The organism is Nocardioides sp. T2.26MG-1 (assembly GCF_950101795.1).
GTDB lineage: Bacteria > Actinomycetota > Actinomycetes > Propionibacteriales > Nocardioidaceae > Nocardioides.
Genome location: NZ_CATNLZ010000001.1, coordinates 746,709 through 763,432, shown reverse-complemented (window position 1 = coordinate 763,432; position 16,724 = coordinate 746,709). Strand labels below are relative to the sequence as shown.

Annotated in this window: 18 protein-coding genes; 7 read left to right on the top strand and 11 right to left on the bottom strand. The window is 73.6% G+C overall.

Translation table 11 applies throughout. From position 1 onward, the window contains the following. Positions 1-56: 56 nt before the first annotated feature. Entirely contained in the window at positions 57-923 is an 867-nt protein-coding gene (locus QQZ14_RS03755) for an Fpg/Nei family DNA glycosylase (protein WP_284532849.1), read from the bottom strand. A gap of 84 nt (positions 924-1,007) precedes the next feature. Here QQZ14_RS03755 and QQZ14_RS03750 point away from each other — a divergent pair, with 84 nt between their 5' ends. The 5 genes from QQZ14_RS03750 to QQZ14_RS03730 all read left to right on the top strand — a co-directional run bounded on the left by QQZ14_RS03750 (position 1,008) and on the right by QQZ14_RS03730 (position 4,844). Then, the gene (locus tag QQZ14_RS03750; protein ID WP_284532848.1) at positions 1,008-1,262 is read left to right on the top strand and encodes a hypothetical protein; all 255 of its coding nucleotides are present in this window, start codon (positions 1,008-1,010) and stop codon (positions 1,260-1,262) included. Positions 1,263-1,404: 142 nt separating this feature from the next. Continuing rightward, positions 1,405-2,607: an ATP-binding protein gene (locus QQZ14_RS03745; protein ID WP_284532847.1), complete on the top strand. Its 1,203-nt coding sequence runs from the start codon at positions 1,405-1,407 to the stop codon at positions 2,605-2,607. A gap of 102 nt (positions 2,608-2,709) precedes the next feature. Next, on the top strand, positions 2,710-3,078 hold the full coding sequence (locus QQZ14_RS03740; RefSeq protein ID WP_284532846.1) for a VOC family protein: 369 nt from the start codon (positions 2,710-2,712) through the stop codon (positions 3,076-3,078). 7 nt (positions 3,079-3,085) lie between these two features. Further along, positions 3,086-3,883, top strand: a complete 798-nt coding sequence (locus QQZ14_RS03735; protein WP_284532845.1) for a glycerophosphodiester phosphodiesterase — start codon at positions 3,086-3,088, stop codon at positions 3,881-3,883. Positions 3,884-3,905: 22 nt separating this feature from the next. After that, a complete protein-coding gene (locus QQZ14_RS03730) occupies positions 3,906-4,844 on the top strand; it encodes a DUF5926 family protein (RefSeq protein ID WP_284532844.1) in 939 nt (312 codons plus the stop codon). Between the two features lie 162 nt (positions 4,845-5,006). Here QQZ14_RS03730 and QQZ14_RS03725 read toward each other — a convergent pair whose 3' ends face one another. From QQZ14_RS03725 to larB, 7 genes are all read right to left on the bottom strand, one after another. Beyond that, positions 5,007-5,849, bottom strand: a complete 843-nt coding sequence (locus QQZ14_RS03725; protein ID WP_284532843.1) for an ATP-grasp domain-containing protein — start codon at positions 5,847-5,849, stop codon at positions 5,007-5,009. A 17-nt stretch (positions 5,850-5,866) separates the two neighbouring features. Beyond that, a complete protein-coding gene (locus tag QQZ14_RS03720; RefSeq protein WP_342395215.1) occupies positions 5,867-6,805 on the bottom strand; it encodes an adenylate/guanylate cyclase domain-containing protein in 939 nt (312 codons plus the stop codon). A 116-nt stretch (positions 6,806-6,921) separates the two neighbouring features. Continuing rightward, entirely contained in the window at positions 6,922-7,296 is a 375-nt protein-coding gene (locus QQZ14_RS03715) for a Crp/Fnr family transcriptional regulator (protein ID WP_284532841.1), read from the bottom strand. 329 nt (positions 7,297-7,625) lie between these two features. Further along, on the bottom strand, positions 7,626-8,849 hold the full coding sequence (locus QQZ14_RS03710) for an arginine deiminase (protein WP_284532840.1): 1,224 nt from the start codon (positions 8,847-8,849) through the stop codon (positions 7,626-7,628). A 34-nt stretch (positions 8,850-8,883) separates the two neighbouring features. Next, positions 8,884-9,471, bottom strand: coding sequence for a TMEM165/GDT1 family protein (locus tag QQZ14_RS03705; protein ID WP_284532839.1), 588 nt, complete (start codon positions 9,469-9,471; stop codon positions 8,884-8,886). After that, positions 9,471-10,625, bottom strand: a complete 1,155-nt coding sequence (gene larC / locus QQZ14_RS03700; protein WP_284532838.1) for a nickel pincer cofactor biosynthesis protein LarC — start codon at positions 10,623-10,625, stop codon at positions 9,471-9,473. The genes QQZ14_RS03705 and larC overlap by 1 nt, the downstream gene beginning before the upstream one ends. Further along, positions 10,622-11,308, bottom strand: a complete 687-nt coding sequence (gene larB, locus QQZ14_RS03695) for a nickel pincer cofactor biosynthesis protein LarB (RefSeq protein ID WP_284532837.1) — start codon at positions 11,306-11,308, stop codon at positions 10,622-10,624. Before larB ends, larC begins: the two co-directional genes overlap by 4 nt. A 110-nt stretch (positions 11,309-11,418) precedes the next feature. On the opposite strand from larB, the gene QQZ14_RS03690 reads away from it, so the two are divergent. Continuing rightward, entirely contained in the window at positions 11,419-12,186 is a 768-nt protein-coding gene (locus QQZ14_RS03690) for a VOC family protein (protein ID WP_284532836.1), read from the top strand. Here the strand turns inward: QQZ14_RS03690 and QQZ14_RS03685 are convergent. Continuing rightward, the gene (locus QQZ14_RS03685) at positions 12,167-13,036 is read right to left on the bottom strand and encodes a prephenate dehydratase (RefSeq protein WP_446740467.1); all 870 of its coding nucleotides are present in this window, start codon (positions 13,034-13,036) and stop codon (positions 12,167-12,169) included. The two genes, QQZ14_RS03690 and QQZ14_RS03685, sit on opposite strands and share 20 nt — an antisense overlap. Before the next feature lie 72 nt (positions 13,037-13,108). Between QQZ14_RS03685 and QQZ14_RS03680 the strand changes: the two genes are divergently transcribed. Then, the gene (locus tag QQZ14_RS03680; RefSeq protein WP_284532834.1) at positions 13,109-13,513 is read left to right on the top strand and encodes a DUF4446 family protein; all 405 of its coding nucleotides are present in this window, start codon (positions 13,109-13,111) and stop codon (positions 13,511-13,513) included. A 24-nt stretch (positions 13,514-13,537) separates the two neighbouring features. On the opposite strand, the gene QQZ14_RS03675 is transcribed toward QQZ14_RS03680, so the two are convergent. Together QQZ14_RS03675 and QQZ14_RS03670 are read right to left on the bottom strand one after the other, a co-directional pair. Continuing rightward, positions 13,538-14,227 (bottom strand): response regulator, encoded by a 690-nt coding sequence (locus QQZ14_RS03675; protein ID WP_284532833.1) that lies wholly within the window; start codon positions 14,225-14,227, stop codon positions 13,538-13,540. After that, positions 14,224-16,722 (bottom strand): ATP-binding protein, encoded by a 2,499-nt coding sequence (locus tag QQZ14_RS03670; RefSeq protein ID WP_284532832.1) that lies wholly within the window; start codon positions 16,720-16,722, stop codon positions 14,224-14,226. Before QQZ14_RS03670 ends, QQZ14_RS03675 begins: the two co-directional genes overlap by 4 nt. Between the last annotated feature and the right edge of the window lie 2 nt (positions 16,723-16,724).

Below are 16,724 nucleotides of genomic sequence, written 5' to 3'. Positions count from 1 at the left end.
TCGCGGCCCACCCTACCGGCACCCGCACGACGGGTCGGCCACGGGGCCGTCCGCGGCTACTTGAGGAGCTTGCTGAGCCGCCGGTCGGCGAGCGGCTTGCCGCCGGTCTGGCAGGTCGGGCAGTACTGCAGGCTGGAGTCGGCGAACGACACCTCGCGCACGGTGTCGCCGCACACCGGGCAGGGCTGGCCGGTGCGGCCGTGCACCGCGAGGTGGGACTTCTTCTCGCCCTTGAGCTCGCTCGCGGCGAGCCCCCGGGACCGGTCGACGGCGTCGGCGAGGGTGCCGCGCAGGGCGTCGTACAGGATCTGCAGCTCGTCGTCGGTGAGCGTGCCGGCCGGCTTGAACGGCGACATCCTCGCCGCGTGCAGGATCTCGTCGGAGTAGGCGTTGCCGATGCCGGCGATCGTGCCCTGGTGACGCAGCACGCCCTTGAGCTGCTTGCGTCCCTCGCGCTCGAGGATCTCGCGGAGACGCTCGATTGTGAACTCGTCGGTCAGCGGGTCGGGCCCGAGGCTGGCGATGCCGGGCACGTCCCGCGGGTCGCGCACGACGTACATCGCCAAGCTCTTGCGCGTGCCGGCCTCGGTGATGTCGAGCCCGGACTGGTCGTCGAGGACGACCCGCACCGCGAGCGTGGACTTGGTGCTCGGCTTGGGTGGGACCGCGGGCACCTCGTCGCGCCAGCGCACCCACCCGGCGCGCGCCAGGTGCAGCACGAGGTGCAGGCCGGAGGCCTCGACGTCGAGGAACTTGCCGTGCCGGGTGACGTCGTCGACCAGCGTGCCCTCGAGCGCGGACAGCGGCGGGTCGAAGGTCTTGAGAGCGCTGAACTGCGCCACGTGGATCTTCGCGATGGCGTGGCCGTCCAGCCGGCCCCGGAGGTCGAGGGCCAGGGCTTCCACCTCGGGCAGCTCGGGCACGGCGCCAGTCTAGGAGGTCTCCCGGACGGCCGGCCGGGTCGCGAATCGGTGACAAGCGGTGCCTGCCGGGAGCATCATGGGCAGATGGTGGCCGTCCGCCCGTTCCCGGAGACGGGGTCGATCTTCCTCGACGCCCGCGGGGGCGACCGCGCGCTGCGCGTCTCCTGGCACGAGGAGTCCGGTCTCGTGGTGCTCTCGCTGTGGCGCGAGAACGTCTGCTCCGGCTCGTTCCGGCTGGACATCGACGAGGTGCCCGGGCTGATCGAGATGCTCCGCGCCGGCCTGGTCAGCTCCTACGAGCACGCCCGCGACCGGCTCGGCGCGGTCGAGTCCGCCTGACCTCGGGCTCCTGCCGCTTGTCACGCTCCTCTATTGCCCCTGGGGACCCTGTCTCAGGCGTAGGCCGGGGACCATAAAGGAGCGCTACCTGCGCCGGCGCGTTGTCTACGGAATCCGCTAGACAGGCAGATACGGTCCTGGCATGGACCCGATCCGCAACCCGTACGCGCCCGGCGCGGGGCAGCGGCCGCCGGAGCTGGCCGGCCGCGACCGCGAGCTCGAGCAGTTCGAGGTCACCCTCGAGCGGGTGGCGGCGGGCCGGCCCGAGCGCAGCATGGTGCTCTCCGGGCTGCGCGGGGTCGGCAAGACCGTGCTGCTCAACGCGCTGCGCGGCCAGGCCGTACGCCGGGCCTGGGGCACCGGCAAGATCGAGGCCCGACCCGACCAGAGCATCCGGATCCCGGTCGCCCAGGCCGTGCACGCCGCCGTACGCGAGGTCGCCCACCGGCACCGTGACCCCGACCGGGTCGACGCGGTCGCCGGGGTGCTGAAGAGCTTCGCGCTGCGGACCGCGGCGGAGGACCGCCGGGCCGCCGCGAAGGCCGGCACCCGGTGGACGCCGCCGGTCGACGTGCCCGCCACCCGCGGCCGCGCCGACTCCGGCGACCTCGAGCTCGACCTGGTCGAGCTGTTCGGCGACGTCGCGACGCTGGCCGGCGACCTCGGCGTCGGGGTCGCGCTGTTCGTCGACGAGATGCAGGACATCGCGCTGCCCGAGCTGGCCGCGCTCTGCGGCGCCTGCCACGAGATCAGCCAGCAGAGCGCGCCGCTGATCGTCGTCGGCGCCGGGCTGCCGCACCTGCCCGTGGCGCTCGCCGCCTCGAAGTCGTACGCCGAGCGACTGTTCCGCTACGCCTCGGTCGACCGGCTGCCGCGGCCGATGGCCGACCGCGCCTGGCGGGTGCCCGCGGGCGGCGAGGGGGTGACGTTCGAGGACGACGCCCTCGACGAGCTCTACCGGCTCACCGACGGCTACCCCTACTTCGTGCAGGCCTACGGCAAGGTCACCTGGGACGCTGCGGTCGACTCGCCGATCCGGGTCGCCGACGTGCACGCGGCTGCGCCCGAGGCGGAGGCCGAGCTCGCGGTCGGGTTCTTCGGGGCGCGCTACGACCGGGCCACTCCGGCCGAGCGCGACTACATGACCGCGATGGCCGACCTCGGCGCCGAGCACGGCGACCTGGCCGTGGCCACCGCCGACATCGCCCGCCACCTGGCGCGCAAGCCGCAGTCGCTCTCACCCGCTCGCGACGGGCTGATCAAGAAGGGGCTCGTCTTCTCCGCCGAGCGGGGGAGCGTGGCGTTCACCGTGCCGCACTTCGGCAAGTTCCTGCGGTCTCGCTGAGCGACCGTCGAAACACCAGAACTGGCTGGTGGAATCGTTTCCATCACAGCCACTTCGGGTGTCTCGACGGTCAGCGACCAGCCACCCTGAGACGATCGGGGGGTGGACCTCGTCCAGATCGCGCAACGCGCCGACGACCTCGAGCGGGCGACCGCGTTCTACACCCTGCTGCTCGGCAGTCCACCGGTCGCGACGTACGACCCGCCCGGGCTGGTGTTCTTCGACCTCGGCGGGGTGCGGTTGCTGGTCGAGCGTGGTGCCCCGAGCGCCACGATCTACCTGCGCGTCGACGACGTCGACGCCACCGTCGGCCGGCTGCGCGAGGCCGGCGCCACCGTCGAGTCCGAGCCGCACGTGATCTTCACCCACGAGGACGACACCCTCGGCCCCCGCGGCACCGACGAATGGCACGCCTTCGTCCGCGACTCCGAGGGCAACCTCGTGGGCCTGGTCGAGCGCCGGCCCCGGTGAGGACCAGGTGAGGCCCCAGGTCGTCGCGCACCGCGGCGCGAGCTACGAGAACGCCGAGCACACCCTCGGCGCGTACGTCGCCGCCCTGGACGCCGGCGCCGACGCGGTCGAGTGCGACGTGCGGCTGACCGCCGACGGCCACCTGGTCTGCGTGCACGACCGGGACCTGAGGCGTACGGCGCGCACGCGCGGGCTGATCTCCACCATGGAGCTCGCCGAGCTCGACCAGCTCGACTTCGCCTCCTGGAAGAACCCCTGGGCCGACCTCGACGACGAGGCCCCGCCCCGCGACGAGCGGCTCGACCGGGTGCTGACGCTCCGCACGCTGCTGGAGACCGTCGCCGACTACGAGCGCCCGGTCGAGGTCGCGATCGAGACCAAGCACCCCACCCGGTACGGCGGCCTCGTCGAGCGCCGGCTGGTCGAGGAGCTGCGCCGGTTCGGCTGGGACCGGCCGGGCTCGCCGGTGCGCGTGATGAGCTTCTCGTGGACCGCGCTGCAGCGCCTGGAGCGGCTCGCCCCCGGCATCCGGCTCGTGCTGCTGGTCGAGCACGCCCACCACTGGCCGTTCGTGAGCCGGCTGATCGGCGACGACTGGCTGGTCGGCCCGGGCATCGACGAGCTGATGGAGCACCCCAGGCTGGGCCGCAGGATCACCCGCAGCGGGCACGACATGCACGTGTGGACCGTGAACACGCCGGCCGAGCTGGAGCGCTGCCTCGAGCTCGGCGTGAAGGCCGTGATCACCGACCGGCCGGCGTACGTGCACGATCTGCTCGACAAGCGCGACGCCGCGTCCGGGTAGGCCGTGCCATAGGGTCACCGGCATGGCGAAGAAGTCCCGCACCAAGGCCCGAGACCAGCAGCCGAGCCCCGGGGAGGTCGGCCCGCGACAGCCCTGCCCGTGCGGGTCGGGCCGGCGCTACAAGGCCTGCCACGGCTCGGCCGACGGGGCGCCCGCGCCGTACGTCGGCCGACCGTTCGAGGGGCTGCCGTCGGAGTGCGACGTCGTCGCGATGCGCGAGCTGGTGCCGGCCGCGACCGCGCCGCTCACGCTGAGCGACGACCCCGACCGGGTGGTGCAGCTGTGCACGCTGCTGCCGATGGCGGCGCCCGCGATGGTGCGCGACAGCGGCGAGATCTGGCTCGGGCTGCAGGTCCAGCACAACTTCGGCGACCCCGCGCGCGACCTCGGCGCGGTGCTCAGCAAGGCGCTGACCGCCGACGCCGGGATCGTCGGGCTGACCGACCCGCCCGGCGAGGGGCCGCGGCTGCAGGACCTGGTCACGGGCGATCGGCTGGCCGTCACCGTCCACGACGGGTTCGACTTCTGGATCGGCGACGTCGAGGAGAGCGAGCGCGCCTCGATGGCCGCCGCCCTCGAGCAGGCGAACTCCTCGGCGATGCCGACCGCGCGGCTGACGACCGTCGAGGCGGCGTACTGGACCGACGTCGGCACCAAGGAGCACCTGCGCTGGGTGATGCCGGAGCCGGAGGACCAGCTGCTCGACGCGCTCGCGCGGCTGCACGCGCAGGGCAAGGACGTGCTCGTCGAGGGCTCGCGGTTCGTCGGCATGTTCCGTGCCCACGGCCTGCTGACGCCGGTGTGGGACCTCCCGCTCGGCACCGGCCGCGAGCCGCTCGAGGAGCCCGCCGAGCGGTTCGCCGCCGACCTCGCCGCCGCCCTTGCCGAGACCGCCGACCTCACGACCGAGGAGCGGGCCGCCCGCTCGGGCCTGGCCAACCGCCAGGTCACGATCCGGTAGGTCGTCGTGGGTAAAACCTCGGCGCTCCGGACGTCGATGTGACGGATCGGCGTGTGGGAGTTGTGTGACCCTCCCGTCGCCACGTAGATTCGCGGATGCCCGGTCGTTGTCGTGTCCCCCGTCGACAACGGCCGGGCCTTTCGCTGTCCGGGCCGCCCCGGATCAGGCGAGTACGTGCGCCGCGAACGCCTCCGCGTTCTCCGGCACCAGGTCGAGGTAGAGGCCCGGCTCGATCAGCTCGAGCTCGCTGACCACGAGCCGGCCGTCCCAGCGCAGCAGGTCGACGCGGGCGTACGCCGGGCGCTGCCCGAGCCGATCCGTCGCGACAGCCACGGCGCGCTCGGCGAGCGCCGCCGCGTCCTCGTCGAGCGGCACCGCCGCCGTCGCGCCGCCGTGCTCCTCCTGCACCCGGATGTCGGCCGGGGGCGCCGTCTTCCGCAGCTGGGAGACGGCCCGGCCGCCGAACACGTAGACCGAGAGCTCGCCCTCGGTGCGGATCGACTCGACGAGGGGCTGCACGACCCACGGACCGGTGGTCAGGCCCGCGAGCCGCAGGTCGTCGGTGGCCTCCGCGACCACGACGCCGACGCCGGACGCGCCGACGCGGGGCTTGACGACGATCGTCCCGTGCTCGGCGAGGCCGTCGCGGAGGCCGGGCACGAGCTCGTCGGCCCCGACCGAGCGCGTGGGCACGATCGGGAGGTCGGCGGCGAGGTCGAGCAGGTAGCGCTTGTCGGCGTTCCACCGCAGCGTCGCCGCATCGTTGACCAGCCGGGTCGCGGCCGACACCCGCTCGATCCACCGCAGGAACGCCGGCAGCCGCCGCTGGTAGTCCCAGGTCGAGCGCACCACGACCGTGTCCGCCGCGGCCCAGTCGACGGCGGGGTCGGTCCACACCGCCCAGGACGCCTGGACGCCGCGGCGCGCGAACGCCTCGACGAGCAGGTCGCCCCCGGCCTCGCCGTCGGGGACGAGTTCGAACGTGGCCAGCAGCAGGGTGGGCATGGCCCCATCCTCGGACCTCAGCGATCGGCGCGGCGCAGCACCCAGGGCTGCAGCTTCGAGTAGCCCTTCACCGACACCCGCCGGGTGCGCCGCAGGGAGTACGCCGCCCCTGCGTCCCCTGTGCCCCCTGTGTCCCCTGTGTCCCCCGGGTCGTCCGGGGCGTCGTCCGCGGTCCGGCCGGACAGCTCCTCGAAGCAGCCCTGGTCGACGAGCACCGCGCCGGGCCGGGCCACGGAGGTGAGCCGGGCCGCCACGTTGACCGTGGGGCCGAACACGTCGCCGAGCCGGCTCACCACCTCGCCGTACGCGATGCCGGCGCGTACGGCGGGGAAGGGGTCGCCGTCGTCCGCGCCGCGGGCCGTCAGCTCGAGTGCGGCCTCGGCGGCGTCCTCGGCCCGGTCGGTGACGAACAGCACCTCGTCGCCGATGGTCTTGATGATCCGGCCGCCGCGGTCGACCACGAGCCCGGTCGCGGCGTCCTCGAAGTGCTCCAGCCAGGCGACCAGCTCGGCCTCGTCGAGGCTCTTGCTCCGCGAGGTGTAGCCCACGATGTCGACGAAGCAGACCGCCATCGTGCTCACCGGCGTGGTCGCGGACTCGACGGCCAGGGCCCGGCTCGTGGCGCTGGCCAGGTGGCGGCGCCAGACGTAGCTCTGCAGCGACTCGACCCGCGGGAGCACGTCCTGCGCCAGCTGGGTCAGCCGGTGGGCCGGGTCGGCGTCCTCGACCGCGATGTCGGCGAGCAGCGACGTCTGCCACTCCGCGAGCCGGGCATAGCTGCGGCCCCAGGTGCGCACCAGCGCGGCCTGCGAGTCGGGGCCGATGACACCGAGCTCCATCAGCTCTCGGGTCAGCCGCAGCGCGTCGACATCGGCCTCGGTGAACGCGAGGTCGTCGGCCTCGGTGCGGGCGAAGCCGAGCAGCCGCCACAGCTGCTCGGCCACCTCGATCGGCACGCCCGCCCGCTCGGCCACCTCGCCGCGGGTCAGATGCGGCAGCGACCCGAGGAGCAGCGCCTCGACGGTCTCCTGGGCGCCCGCGAGGTCGTTCTGGCTGGGAGGGGGGTGCGCGATCAGCGCGGACCGAACCGTTCCAGCGCCACGGCCTCGAGCGCCGCCTTGAACGACGGCATCTCGTCGCAGAGCCGGCGCACCGCGTCGTCGGTGAAGTGGATCAGCTCCAGCGGCGTGAGTGCGACGATCGACGCCGTCCGCAGGGAGTGGTTGACGATCGCGGCCTCGCCGACGATGTCGCCGGCGCCGAGCTGGGCGATCTCCTGGCCGTGGTGACGCACCGAGACGGTGCCGTCGAGGATGAGGTACGCCTTGTCCGCCGGGGTGTGCTCCCAGATCGGGGACCAGCCCTGGGGCAGGTGGACGCGGGTGCCTGCGGCAGCGATGCGCGCGATCTCGTCGGGCGCGAACGCGTCGTAGAACGACTGAGCCATGTGTCGCCTCTCGCGGTTGGTCCTCCCCAGGACGGATCCTTCCGGAGCCTGGGTCTGCTGTAAACGTTCTGCCGGGTGGGGGTTTGTCACCTCGCGGTCGGAGATCCCGCGGTTGGTGACCAAACGACAGACATCCGCGCTCTCATCTACCGAACGCACCGCCGAATGGTCACCGGCTGCACGCGACCGGCGGGGCGGCCGCAGGCGATGCCGGTGTGGGTTCCTGGACCGATCCAGTGGTCACAGACGGCAGCCGCGTGACCGGAAATGCTGTGGTTGGTGACCAAACGACAAGTGTTCCGACCGACCGCGGGCGGGGGGCGCAGGGGTCAGCCGACGGTGAGCGGCTCGCGGGCGACCGGGCAGGACATGCACCGCGGGCCGCCGCGACCGGAGCCGAGCTCGGAGCCGGCGATCCGAACCACCTCGATGCCGGCGTCCTCCAGGCGGGCGTTGGTCTCGTCGTTGCGCTCGTAGGCGACGGCCACCCGGGGGGCGAGCGCGAGGGTGTTGTTGCCGTCGTCCCACTGCTCCCGCTCGGCGGTGACCGGGTCGAGGCCGGTGTCGATCTGGTGCAGGGTGTCGATGCCCATGGCCTTCGCCGCCGCGACCAGGAACGGCTCGGCGCCGGCGACGTGCAGCACCAGGTCGCGGTCGTCGTCGGTGCGGTCGGTGAGGGTGACGGCGTACGCCTGCAGCGAGTCGGCGACGTTCGGGTACATCACGATCTTGTCGACGTCGACCATCGTGCACACCGTGTCGAGGTGCATGGTGGCGCGCTCCTGCGTGATCGGTACGGCGAGCACCGTGTGCGCGAGGTCCGCGTGGAAGACCTGGCGGGCGAACCGTTCCACGCCGGCCGGTGTGGTCCGCTCGCCGACGCCCACCGCGATCACGCCGGGGGCGAGCAGCAGCACGTCGCCGCCCTCCACGTGCTCGTGGTGCCAGCCGTGGATCTTGCGGGTGCCCCGGAAGCGCGGGTGCTCGGTGTAGATCAGCTCGGTGAGCTGGGTCTCGCGGGCCCGGGCCGGCATCGCGAGCGACGTCACGGCCACCCGGTCGCGCACCCACACCGAGGAGTCGCGGGTGAACAGCAGGTTGGGCAGCGGGTCGATGAGGAAGTCGTCGCTGGCCAGCAGCGAGGTGACCAGCCCGAAGCCGCCGCGCACCTCGTCGTTGCGGATCCCGGCGGTGAGGTAGCCGGTGAGCTCCGCGGGCGAGGCGTCGTGCAGGAACCGGGCCAGGTAGCCGCGCATCGTGTCGCCCAGGTGCAGTCCGGCGAGCGCGGTGGTGATCGCGTGGTTGCGCGCGATCTCGCTGGCGAGGGTCTCGGTGAGCAGGTCGGTGAGGTAGAGCACCTCGACGTCCCGCGAGCGCAGCGCGGCGGCGAACGCGTCGTGCTCCTCCTGCGCCCGGCTGACCCACGGGATGCCGTCGAACAGCAGCCGGTCGTTGTTGCGCGGGGTGAGCCTCTTGAGCTCGTTGCCGGGCCGGTGGAGCAGGACGGTCTGCAGCCGGCCGACCTCGCTGTCGGCGCCGTGGGGAGAAGCCATGCGGAGACTCTAGGCGGTGCCCCGCGAGCCGGCCTCAGCTCACGAGCTCGTACGCCGTGAAGCCTGCCAGCGCCAGGCACACCGCCGCGCCGATGTAGTGCAGCACGTGCAGCTTGACGAACCGCTGCAGCTGCCGGCCGGCCAGCACCGCCAGGCCGCTGACCACCAGCAGCGCGCCCAGCGCGCCGGCGAACACCGAGAACGGCTGCTCGTACTTGGCGACCATCGAGATCGTCAGCAGTTGCGAGAGGTCGCCCCACTCGGCGGCGAACAGCACCAGGAAGCTCGCGACCACCGCCCGCAGGCCGTGCACGTCGCGGGTCACGAGCGCCTCGTCCTGCGCCGCCTGCTGGTGACCCCGGCCCTCACGGATCAGGATCACCGCGCCGGCGAGGAACATCAGCCCGGCGGCCGCCCGCACCACGTCGTGCGGCAGGAACGACGCCGCGTGGCCCAGCAGCACGGCCACCGTCGTCTGGACGGCGAACGCGGAGCCGACGCCGATCCACACCAGGATCGGCCGGTAGCGGGTGGCCAGCACCAGCGTCGCGAGGAACGTCTTGTCCGGCAGCTCGACCACGAAGATCGCGAGGAACGTCAGTCCGACGATAGCCGGATCCACTACCGGAACCGCCTCGCGAGCGCGGTGGCCTCGGCCAGCACGTCGGCCACCGGGCGGCCCAGCTCGGCGGCGGCGCGGGCCACGTCGTCGTACTCCGGCTGCGCGTTGACCACGACGCCGTCGTGCCGGGCGACCTTGACGGCCACCTGCCGGCCCCCGACCTCGACCGCGACGAACTCCCGGTCGAGCGCGTGCTTGGTCACCGGCTGCTCCCGCAGCCCGATCGTCGAGGTCTGCCGGAAGATCGCGGCACGTACGGCGGTCGCGCGCTCGGTGTCGACGAGCGCGCTGAGCGTGTGCGCGGGCCGGCCCTTCTTCATCAGGATCGGGGTCAGCCACGCGTCCGCGGCGCCGGCCTCGAGCAGCGCCGCGATCACCGCCGGCCACACCCGGGGGTCGAGGTCGTCGACGTTGCACTCCAAGAGGACCGGCCCACCGGTGGCGGTCGCGGGCTCGCCGACGAACAGCCGCAGCACGTTGGCGTGGCCCTCGGGGTCGCGGCCGCCGGCGCCGACCCCGATGGTGTCCACGGTCATCGCGGGCTGCGGTCCGTACGCCGTCGCGAGCGTGGTCAGCAGCGCGGCTCCGGTCGGCGTGCACAGCTCCATCGGCACCGCGCCGGCGTACGTCGGGACCCCGCGCAGCAGCTCGGCCACGGCCGGGGGTGGCACCGGCAGGGTGCCGTGCGCGGTCTGCACGGTGCCGGAGCCGACGGCGACCGGCGACACGGTCACCGAGGTGGCGCCGAGGTGCGCGAAGCCGGCGCAGGCGCCGACCACGTCGGCGATCGCGTCCAGCGCGCCGACCTCGTGGAAGTGCACGTCGTCGGCGGGCACCCCGTGGACCGTGCCCTCCGCGACCGCGAGCCGCTCGAAGACGCGCCGCGCGAGCGGCTGGGCGTCGAGCAGCTCCCGCACGTCGCGCCAGGTGCGGTGGTGGTGGGACTCGGCCATCTCGACGTGCACCCGGGTGGCGGCCAGCCCGCCCCGGCGCACCTCCTCGACCCGCAGCGTCACCGGCTCGGGAGCGACGGAGTCCACGGCCGACTGCAGCGCCTCGAGCGGGACGCCCGCGCCCACCAGCGCCCCCAGCAGCATGTCGCCGCTCGCACCGGCGGAGGCGTCGACCCAGATCTGGCGGGGGCCGCCGGTCATCGGGGCACCGACTGCCGGGCCACGCGGGCGGCGTGCACGCCCGCGCCGTACCCGTTGTCGATGTTGACGACCGTGACACCCGGGGCGCAGGAGTTGAGCATCGCGAGCAGCGCCGCGACCCCGCCGAGGGAGGCGCCGTACCCGACGCTGGTCGGGACGGCCACGATCGGTACGCCGGTGAGCCCGCCGACCACGGAGGGCAGCGCGCCCTCCATGCCGGCCACGACCACGAGGCAGTCGGCGGCGGCCAGGCGGTCGCGCACGCCGAGGAGCCGGTGCAGCCCGGCCACCCCGACGTCGGCGATCCGGTCGACCTCGGCGCCGTGCACCCGCACGGTCAGCGCGGCCTCGGCGGCGACCGGTGCGTCGGAGGTGCCGGCGCTGACGATCGCGACGGTGCCGCGCGCCTGCGGCAGCGGGCCGAGCGTCACCGCCCGGGCGACGTGGTCCACGGTGGCGGCGGGCAGCGTCTCGGACACGGCCGCGAGGGCGTCGGGGGCGACCCGGGTCGCGAGCACCGCCCGCTCGGGGTGCTTCTCGTGCAGGGTGCGCAGGATCGCCACGACCTCGTCGGGCGTCTTGCCCGCCCCGTAGACGACCTCGGGGTCGCCGGTGCGCGCGGCGCGGTCGAGGTCCACGCGCGCGAAGCCGAGGTCGGCGGTGCGGGGGTCGGGCTGGTCCACGGGGCGAACCTACTCGTTCACCCGCAGGGCATCGCCCGGGCGTTGTCAGGTGTCGGCGGCCGGGTGTTGTCTGTCGGGTGGGGTCGATCCACCGCACAAGGGAGCGAGACATGACCAAGATCGAGTCCTACCTCCAGGGCACACCCAGCTACGTCGAGCTGACCACGACCGACCAGGCCGCCGCCAAGGAGTTCTACGGCGCGCTGTTCGGCTGGGATCTCGAGGACGTCCCGATGGGGGACGCGGGCTACTACGTCACGGCAGCGGTGAGCGGGGACGCCGTCGCCGGCATCTCCGGCCCGATGCCGGGCACGGAGGACCACGGCGCCCACTGGGGCGTCTACCTCGCCGTCGACGACGTCGACGCCGTGACCGCCAAGGTCGCCGGGGCGGGCGGCACCGTCGAGGCCGAGCCGTTCGACGTGATGGGCCTCGGCCGGATGTCGGTCGTGAAGGACCCGACCGGAGCCGTCGTCAGCCTCTGGCAGGCCGGCACGAGCATCGGCACCGAGCGCGCCAACGAGCCCGGCACCCCGATCTGGAACGAGGTCGTCACCCCCGACGTGGCGGCCGCGACCCGGTTCTACAGCGACGTGCTCGGCGTCGGGTGGGAGGACCAGCCGATGGGCGACGGGCCCGCCTACACCTGCCTCGTCGTCGACGGGCGCCAGGTCGGGGGCGCGATGCTGCCGCCGATGGACGGTGTCCCGGCGCACTGGAACGTCTACTTCAACGTCGACTCGGTCGACGACACGATCGCGCGGGCCACCGAGCTCGGCGGCTCGGTCGTCGCGCCCGCGTTCGACGTGCCGGGCGTGGGCCGGATGGCGGTGCTCGCCGACCCGCAGGGCGCCATGTTCAACCTGATGGCGAGCTGACCGCGGCGCGGAAGGGGTCGGCGGGGTAGACGCCGAGGATCTTCACGTCGGTGGTGAAGAACGCGAGCTCCTCGAGCGCGCGCTTCAGCCCGATGTCGTCCGGGTGCCCGTCGACCTCGGCGAGGAACTGGGTCGCGGTGAACTCCCCGCCGACCATGTAGCTCTCGAGCTTGGTCATGTTGACGCCGTTGGTCGCGAACCCACCCAGCGCCTTGTAGAGGGCGGCGGGGAGGTTGCGGACGTTGAAGATGAAGCTGGTCACCACCGGGCCGTTGCCCGGGGGCGCCTGCACCAGGTCGCGGGAGAGCACCACGAAGCGGGTGGTGTTGTGGTCCTCGTCCTCGACGTCCTCGGCGAGCACGTCGAGGCCGTAGATCTCCGCGGCCAGCGGCGGGGAGATCGCGGCCTGGGTCGGGTCGCCGAGCTCGGCGACCTCCCGCGCGGCACCGGCCGTGTCGCCGGAGATCACCGGCTTGAGGCCGTGCTCGCGGATCACCTTGCGGCACTGCCCGAGGGCGTGCACGTGGCTGTGCACGGTGGTGATCGTGTCCAGCGAGGAGCCCGGGACGCCCAGCAGGTGGAAGCGGATCCGCAGGAAGTGCTCGCCGATGATGTGCAGCCCCGAGCCGGGGAGGAAGTGGTGGATGTCCGAGACCCGCCCGGCGATCGAGTTGTCGATCGGGATCATCGCCAGCTCGGCGCTCGGCTCGACCCCGGGGCCTGCCTCGACGGCGGCGAACACGTCCTCGAACGACGCGCACGGCACGGTCTCCCAGTCGGGGTAGTGCTGCTTGCACACCTGGTGGGAGTTGGCGCCGGGTTCCCCCTGGTAGGCGATGCGTCGGGTCACGGCGATCATCGTCCCACGGGCGCACCGGCGATCCGGCCGGGTGTCCGCGCCACGTCGACCTAGGCTCGGCGCGTGGAGATCCTCGCGGTGCTCGCCCTGGTCGTCGCGGTCGCGGCCCTGCTCGTCGCCCTGCTCGCCGGACGCCGGGCCGGCGGCCCGCGCTCCGGGGCGGGGATCGACTCGGTGCCCGAGGACGTGCACGGCCTGCGCCAGGAGGTCGCCGCCCTGCGGGCCGAGGCGGGCGACGCGCTGCGGCACCTCGCGGTGGTGCGGTACGACGCGTTCGGCGACATGGGCGGCCACCTGTCCTGGACGCTCGCGCTGCTCGACGACGGCGGCGACGGGGTCGTGCTCACCTCGATCCACGGGCGCAGCGAGGCGCGCACCTACGCCAAGAGCGTCCACGAGTGGCGCTCGGACCAGCAGCTCTCGCCCGAGGAGCTCGAGGCGATCGAGCACGCCCGTCCCCGCGGCTGACCACGACGGGCGCCCGGGGCCCGTTCAGGGCTCGAGCGTGTAGCCCAGGCCGGGGGAGGTGACGAGGTGCCGCGGCCGGGCCGGGTCGTGCTCGAGCTTGCGGCGCAGCTGGGCGGCGTACACCCGCAGGTAGTGCGACTCGTGCTCGTACGCCGGCCCCCACACCTCCCGGAGGATCTGGGCGCGGGGCACGAGCCTGCCGACGTTGCGGGCGAGCAGCTCGAGGAACGCCCACTCGGTGGGGGTCAGCCGGACGTCGGTCCCGCCGCGGGACACGCGCTTCCGCGCCAGGTCGATCACCAGGTCGCCGACCTCGACGGCGGACGGCGCGGGCGAGGCGTCCTGGCTGCGGCGTACCGCCGCGCGCAGCCGCGCCATCAGCTCGTTCATCGCGAACGGCTTGGTGACGTAGTCGTCCGCGCCCAGGTCGAGCGCCTCGACCTTGTCCTCGCCGTGCTGCCGCGCGGAGAGGACGACGATCGGCACGCTGGTCCAGCCGCGCAGCCCGGCGATCACCTCGGTGCCGTCCATGTCCGGCAGGCCGAGGTCGAGCACGACGACGTCGGGGTGCTCGGTCGCGGCGGCGTCCAGGGCGGAGCGACCGTCGGCAGCGGTGACCACCTCCCACCCGTGGGCACGGAGGTTGATCGCGAGCGCGCGGGCCAGGGCGGGCTCGTCGTCGACCACGAGGACCTTCGCCGGGGCGGGGCTCATGGCCGGTCCTCCCCGGGAGCCCGGGGGATCGAGACGACCATGGTCAGTCCGCCGCCCGGCGTGTCCTCGGCGCTCAGCTCGCCGCCCAGGGCCTCGGTGAGACCGCGGGCCACGGCGAGGCCGAGGCCCAGGCCGCCCGGGCTGGTGTCGTCGAGCCGCTGGAACGGGTCGAACATCCGCTCCCGCAGCGCCGGTGGCACGCCGGGGCCGCGGTCGACCACGAGGATCTCGACCGATGCGGGCAGCACGTGGGCGAGCACGCGGACCGGGATCCCGGCCGAGGCGCGGACCGCGTTGGTGACCAGGTTGGCGACCACCCGCTCCAGCAGCCCGGCGTCGGTGAGCACGAGGGGTGCCGACTCGTCGACCTCGAGGGAGACCGCCCCGCCGGGCTGGCCGGCGACGGCCAGCGGCAGCACCTCCTCGAGGCTCCGCTCCACGAGCACCGGGTGCAGCAGGCCGGACCGGATCCGCGACAGGTCGAGCAGGTTGTCGATGAGCCGCTCGAGCTGGTCCGTGGAGGAGTCGACGGCGGCGACGAGCTCGGTCCGGTCGGCGGAGTCCAGCGACCCCGACACCAGGCCGTCGACCGCGGTGCGCATGGTGGCGAGCGGCGTGCGCAGGTCGTGCGAGACCGCGCGCAGGATCGCGGTGCTCGTCGACTCGGCCCGCTCGAGCGCGGCGGCCCGCTCCTCGCGCTCCCGGAGCCGGCGGTACTCCAGGACCAGGCCCGTCTGCACCGCGAAGCCCTCGAGGACGCGCTGGTCGGAGGCGCGCAGCGGCGCCCCGCACAGCACGATCACGTGGTCGTCGTCGACCTGGACCCGGGTGTCGCCCTCGTCGGGTGCGCAGGCGGGCGAGGTGCCGCTGGAGGCGAGGACCGACCAGCCGGCCGGAGTGCGGACCAGCAGGGAGGCCGAGCTCTGGCCGAAGGTCTCCCGCAGCCGGGCGACGATCGCGTCGGCGGTGTCCTGGCCGGTCAGCACCGACCGCGACAGGGAGCTCATCGTGGCCGCCTCGGCCCGGGCGAGTACGGCGTCGGCCGCCCGGCGCGACGCCCGGTCGACGACCGTGGCGACACCCACCGCCACGGCGACGAACACGAGCAGCGCCACCAGGTCGGTCAGCTCGGAGATCGTGAGCCGGTGGAACGGCGGGGTGAAGAACCAGTTCATCAGCACGAAGCCCTCGAGCGCGGCGATCAGGGCCGGCAGCAGGCCGCCGACGAGAGCCACCAGCACGGTGAGCGCGAGGAAGAGCAGGACGTCCAGCGGCAGCTGGTTGGGGTCGTTGAACGTGTGCAGCGCGACCGTCAGCAGCAGCGGCAGCGACACCGAGGACAGCACGCCGGCGATCTGCCGCTCGCGGCTCAGGGGCGAGCGGTGGGGGCGCCGCCGCGAGACATGCGCGACCTCGCCGTGGGTGACCAGGTGGACGTCGATGGCGCCGGCCAGGGACGCGATCCGGTCGCCGGTGGTGCCGCTGAACAGCCGGCGCACGCGGCCGTGCCGGGACACCCCGACGATGATCATCGTGGCGTTGGCCCCGCTCGCGAACTCGACGACCGCCGCAGGGACGTCCTCACCGACCACGGAGTGGAACGTGCCGCCGAGCGAGGCGACCAGCCGTTGGGCGTGGGCGATGCGGTTCTCGTCCGGGTTCGCGAGCCCGTCGCTGGCGATCACGTGCACGGCCAGGAGGTCCGAGCCCGCCGCGCGCTGGGCGAGCCGGGCCCCGCGCCGCAGCAGCGTCTCGGTCTCGGGGCCGCCCGTGACCGCCACGACGATCCTCTCCTTGGCGGGCCACGGGGCCTCGATCCGGTGGGCGCGCCGGTAGTCGTCGAGCGCGTCGTCGACCCGGTCGGCGAGCCAGAGCAGCGCCAGCTCGCGGAGCGCGGTCAGGTTGCCGACCCGGAAGTACGACGTGAGCGAGGCGTCGATCTGCTCGGCTCGGTAGATGTTGCCGTGCGCCATCCGGCGGCGCAGCGCGTCGGGCGACATGTCGACGAGCTGGATCTGGTCGGCGGTGCGGACCACGTCGTCCGGCACGGTCTCGCGCTGGCGCACCCCGGTGATCCCGGCGACCGCGTCGTTGAGCGACTCCAGGTGCTGGATGTTGACCGTGGTGATGACGTCGATGCCGGCCGCCCGGATCTGCTCGACGTCCTCGGCGCGCTTCTCGTGCCGGCTGCCGGGGACGTTGGTGTGGGCGAGCTCGTCGATGCAGACCACCGCGGGCCGGCGGGCGATCACCGCCTCGGTGTCCATCTCGGTGAACGTCGTGCCGCGGTAGGGGATCTCCCGGCGTGGGACGACCTCGAGCCCCTCGACCATCGCTGCGGTGTGGGAGCGGCCGTGGGTCTCGACGTAGCCGACCACGACGTCCGTGCCGCGCTCGAAGCGCCGCCGGGCCTCGCTGAGCATGGCGTAGGTCTTGCCGACGCCGGGGGCGGCGCCGAGGTAGACCGTGAGCCGCCCTCGGCGAGCCTCGTCCATGC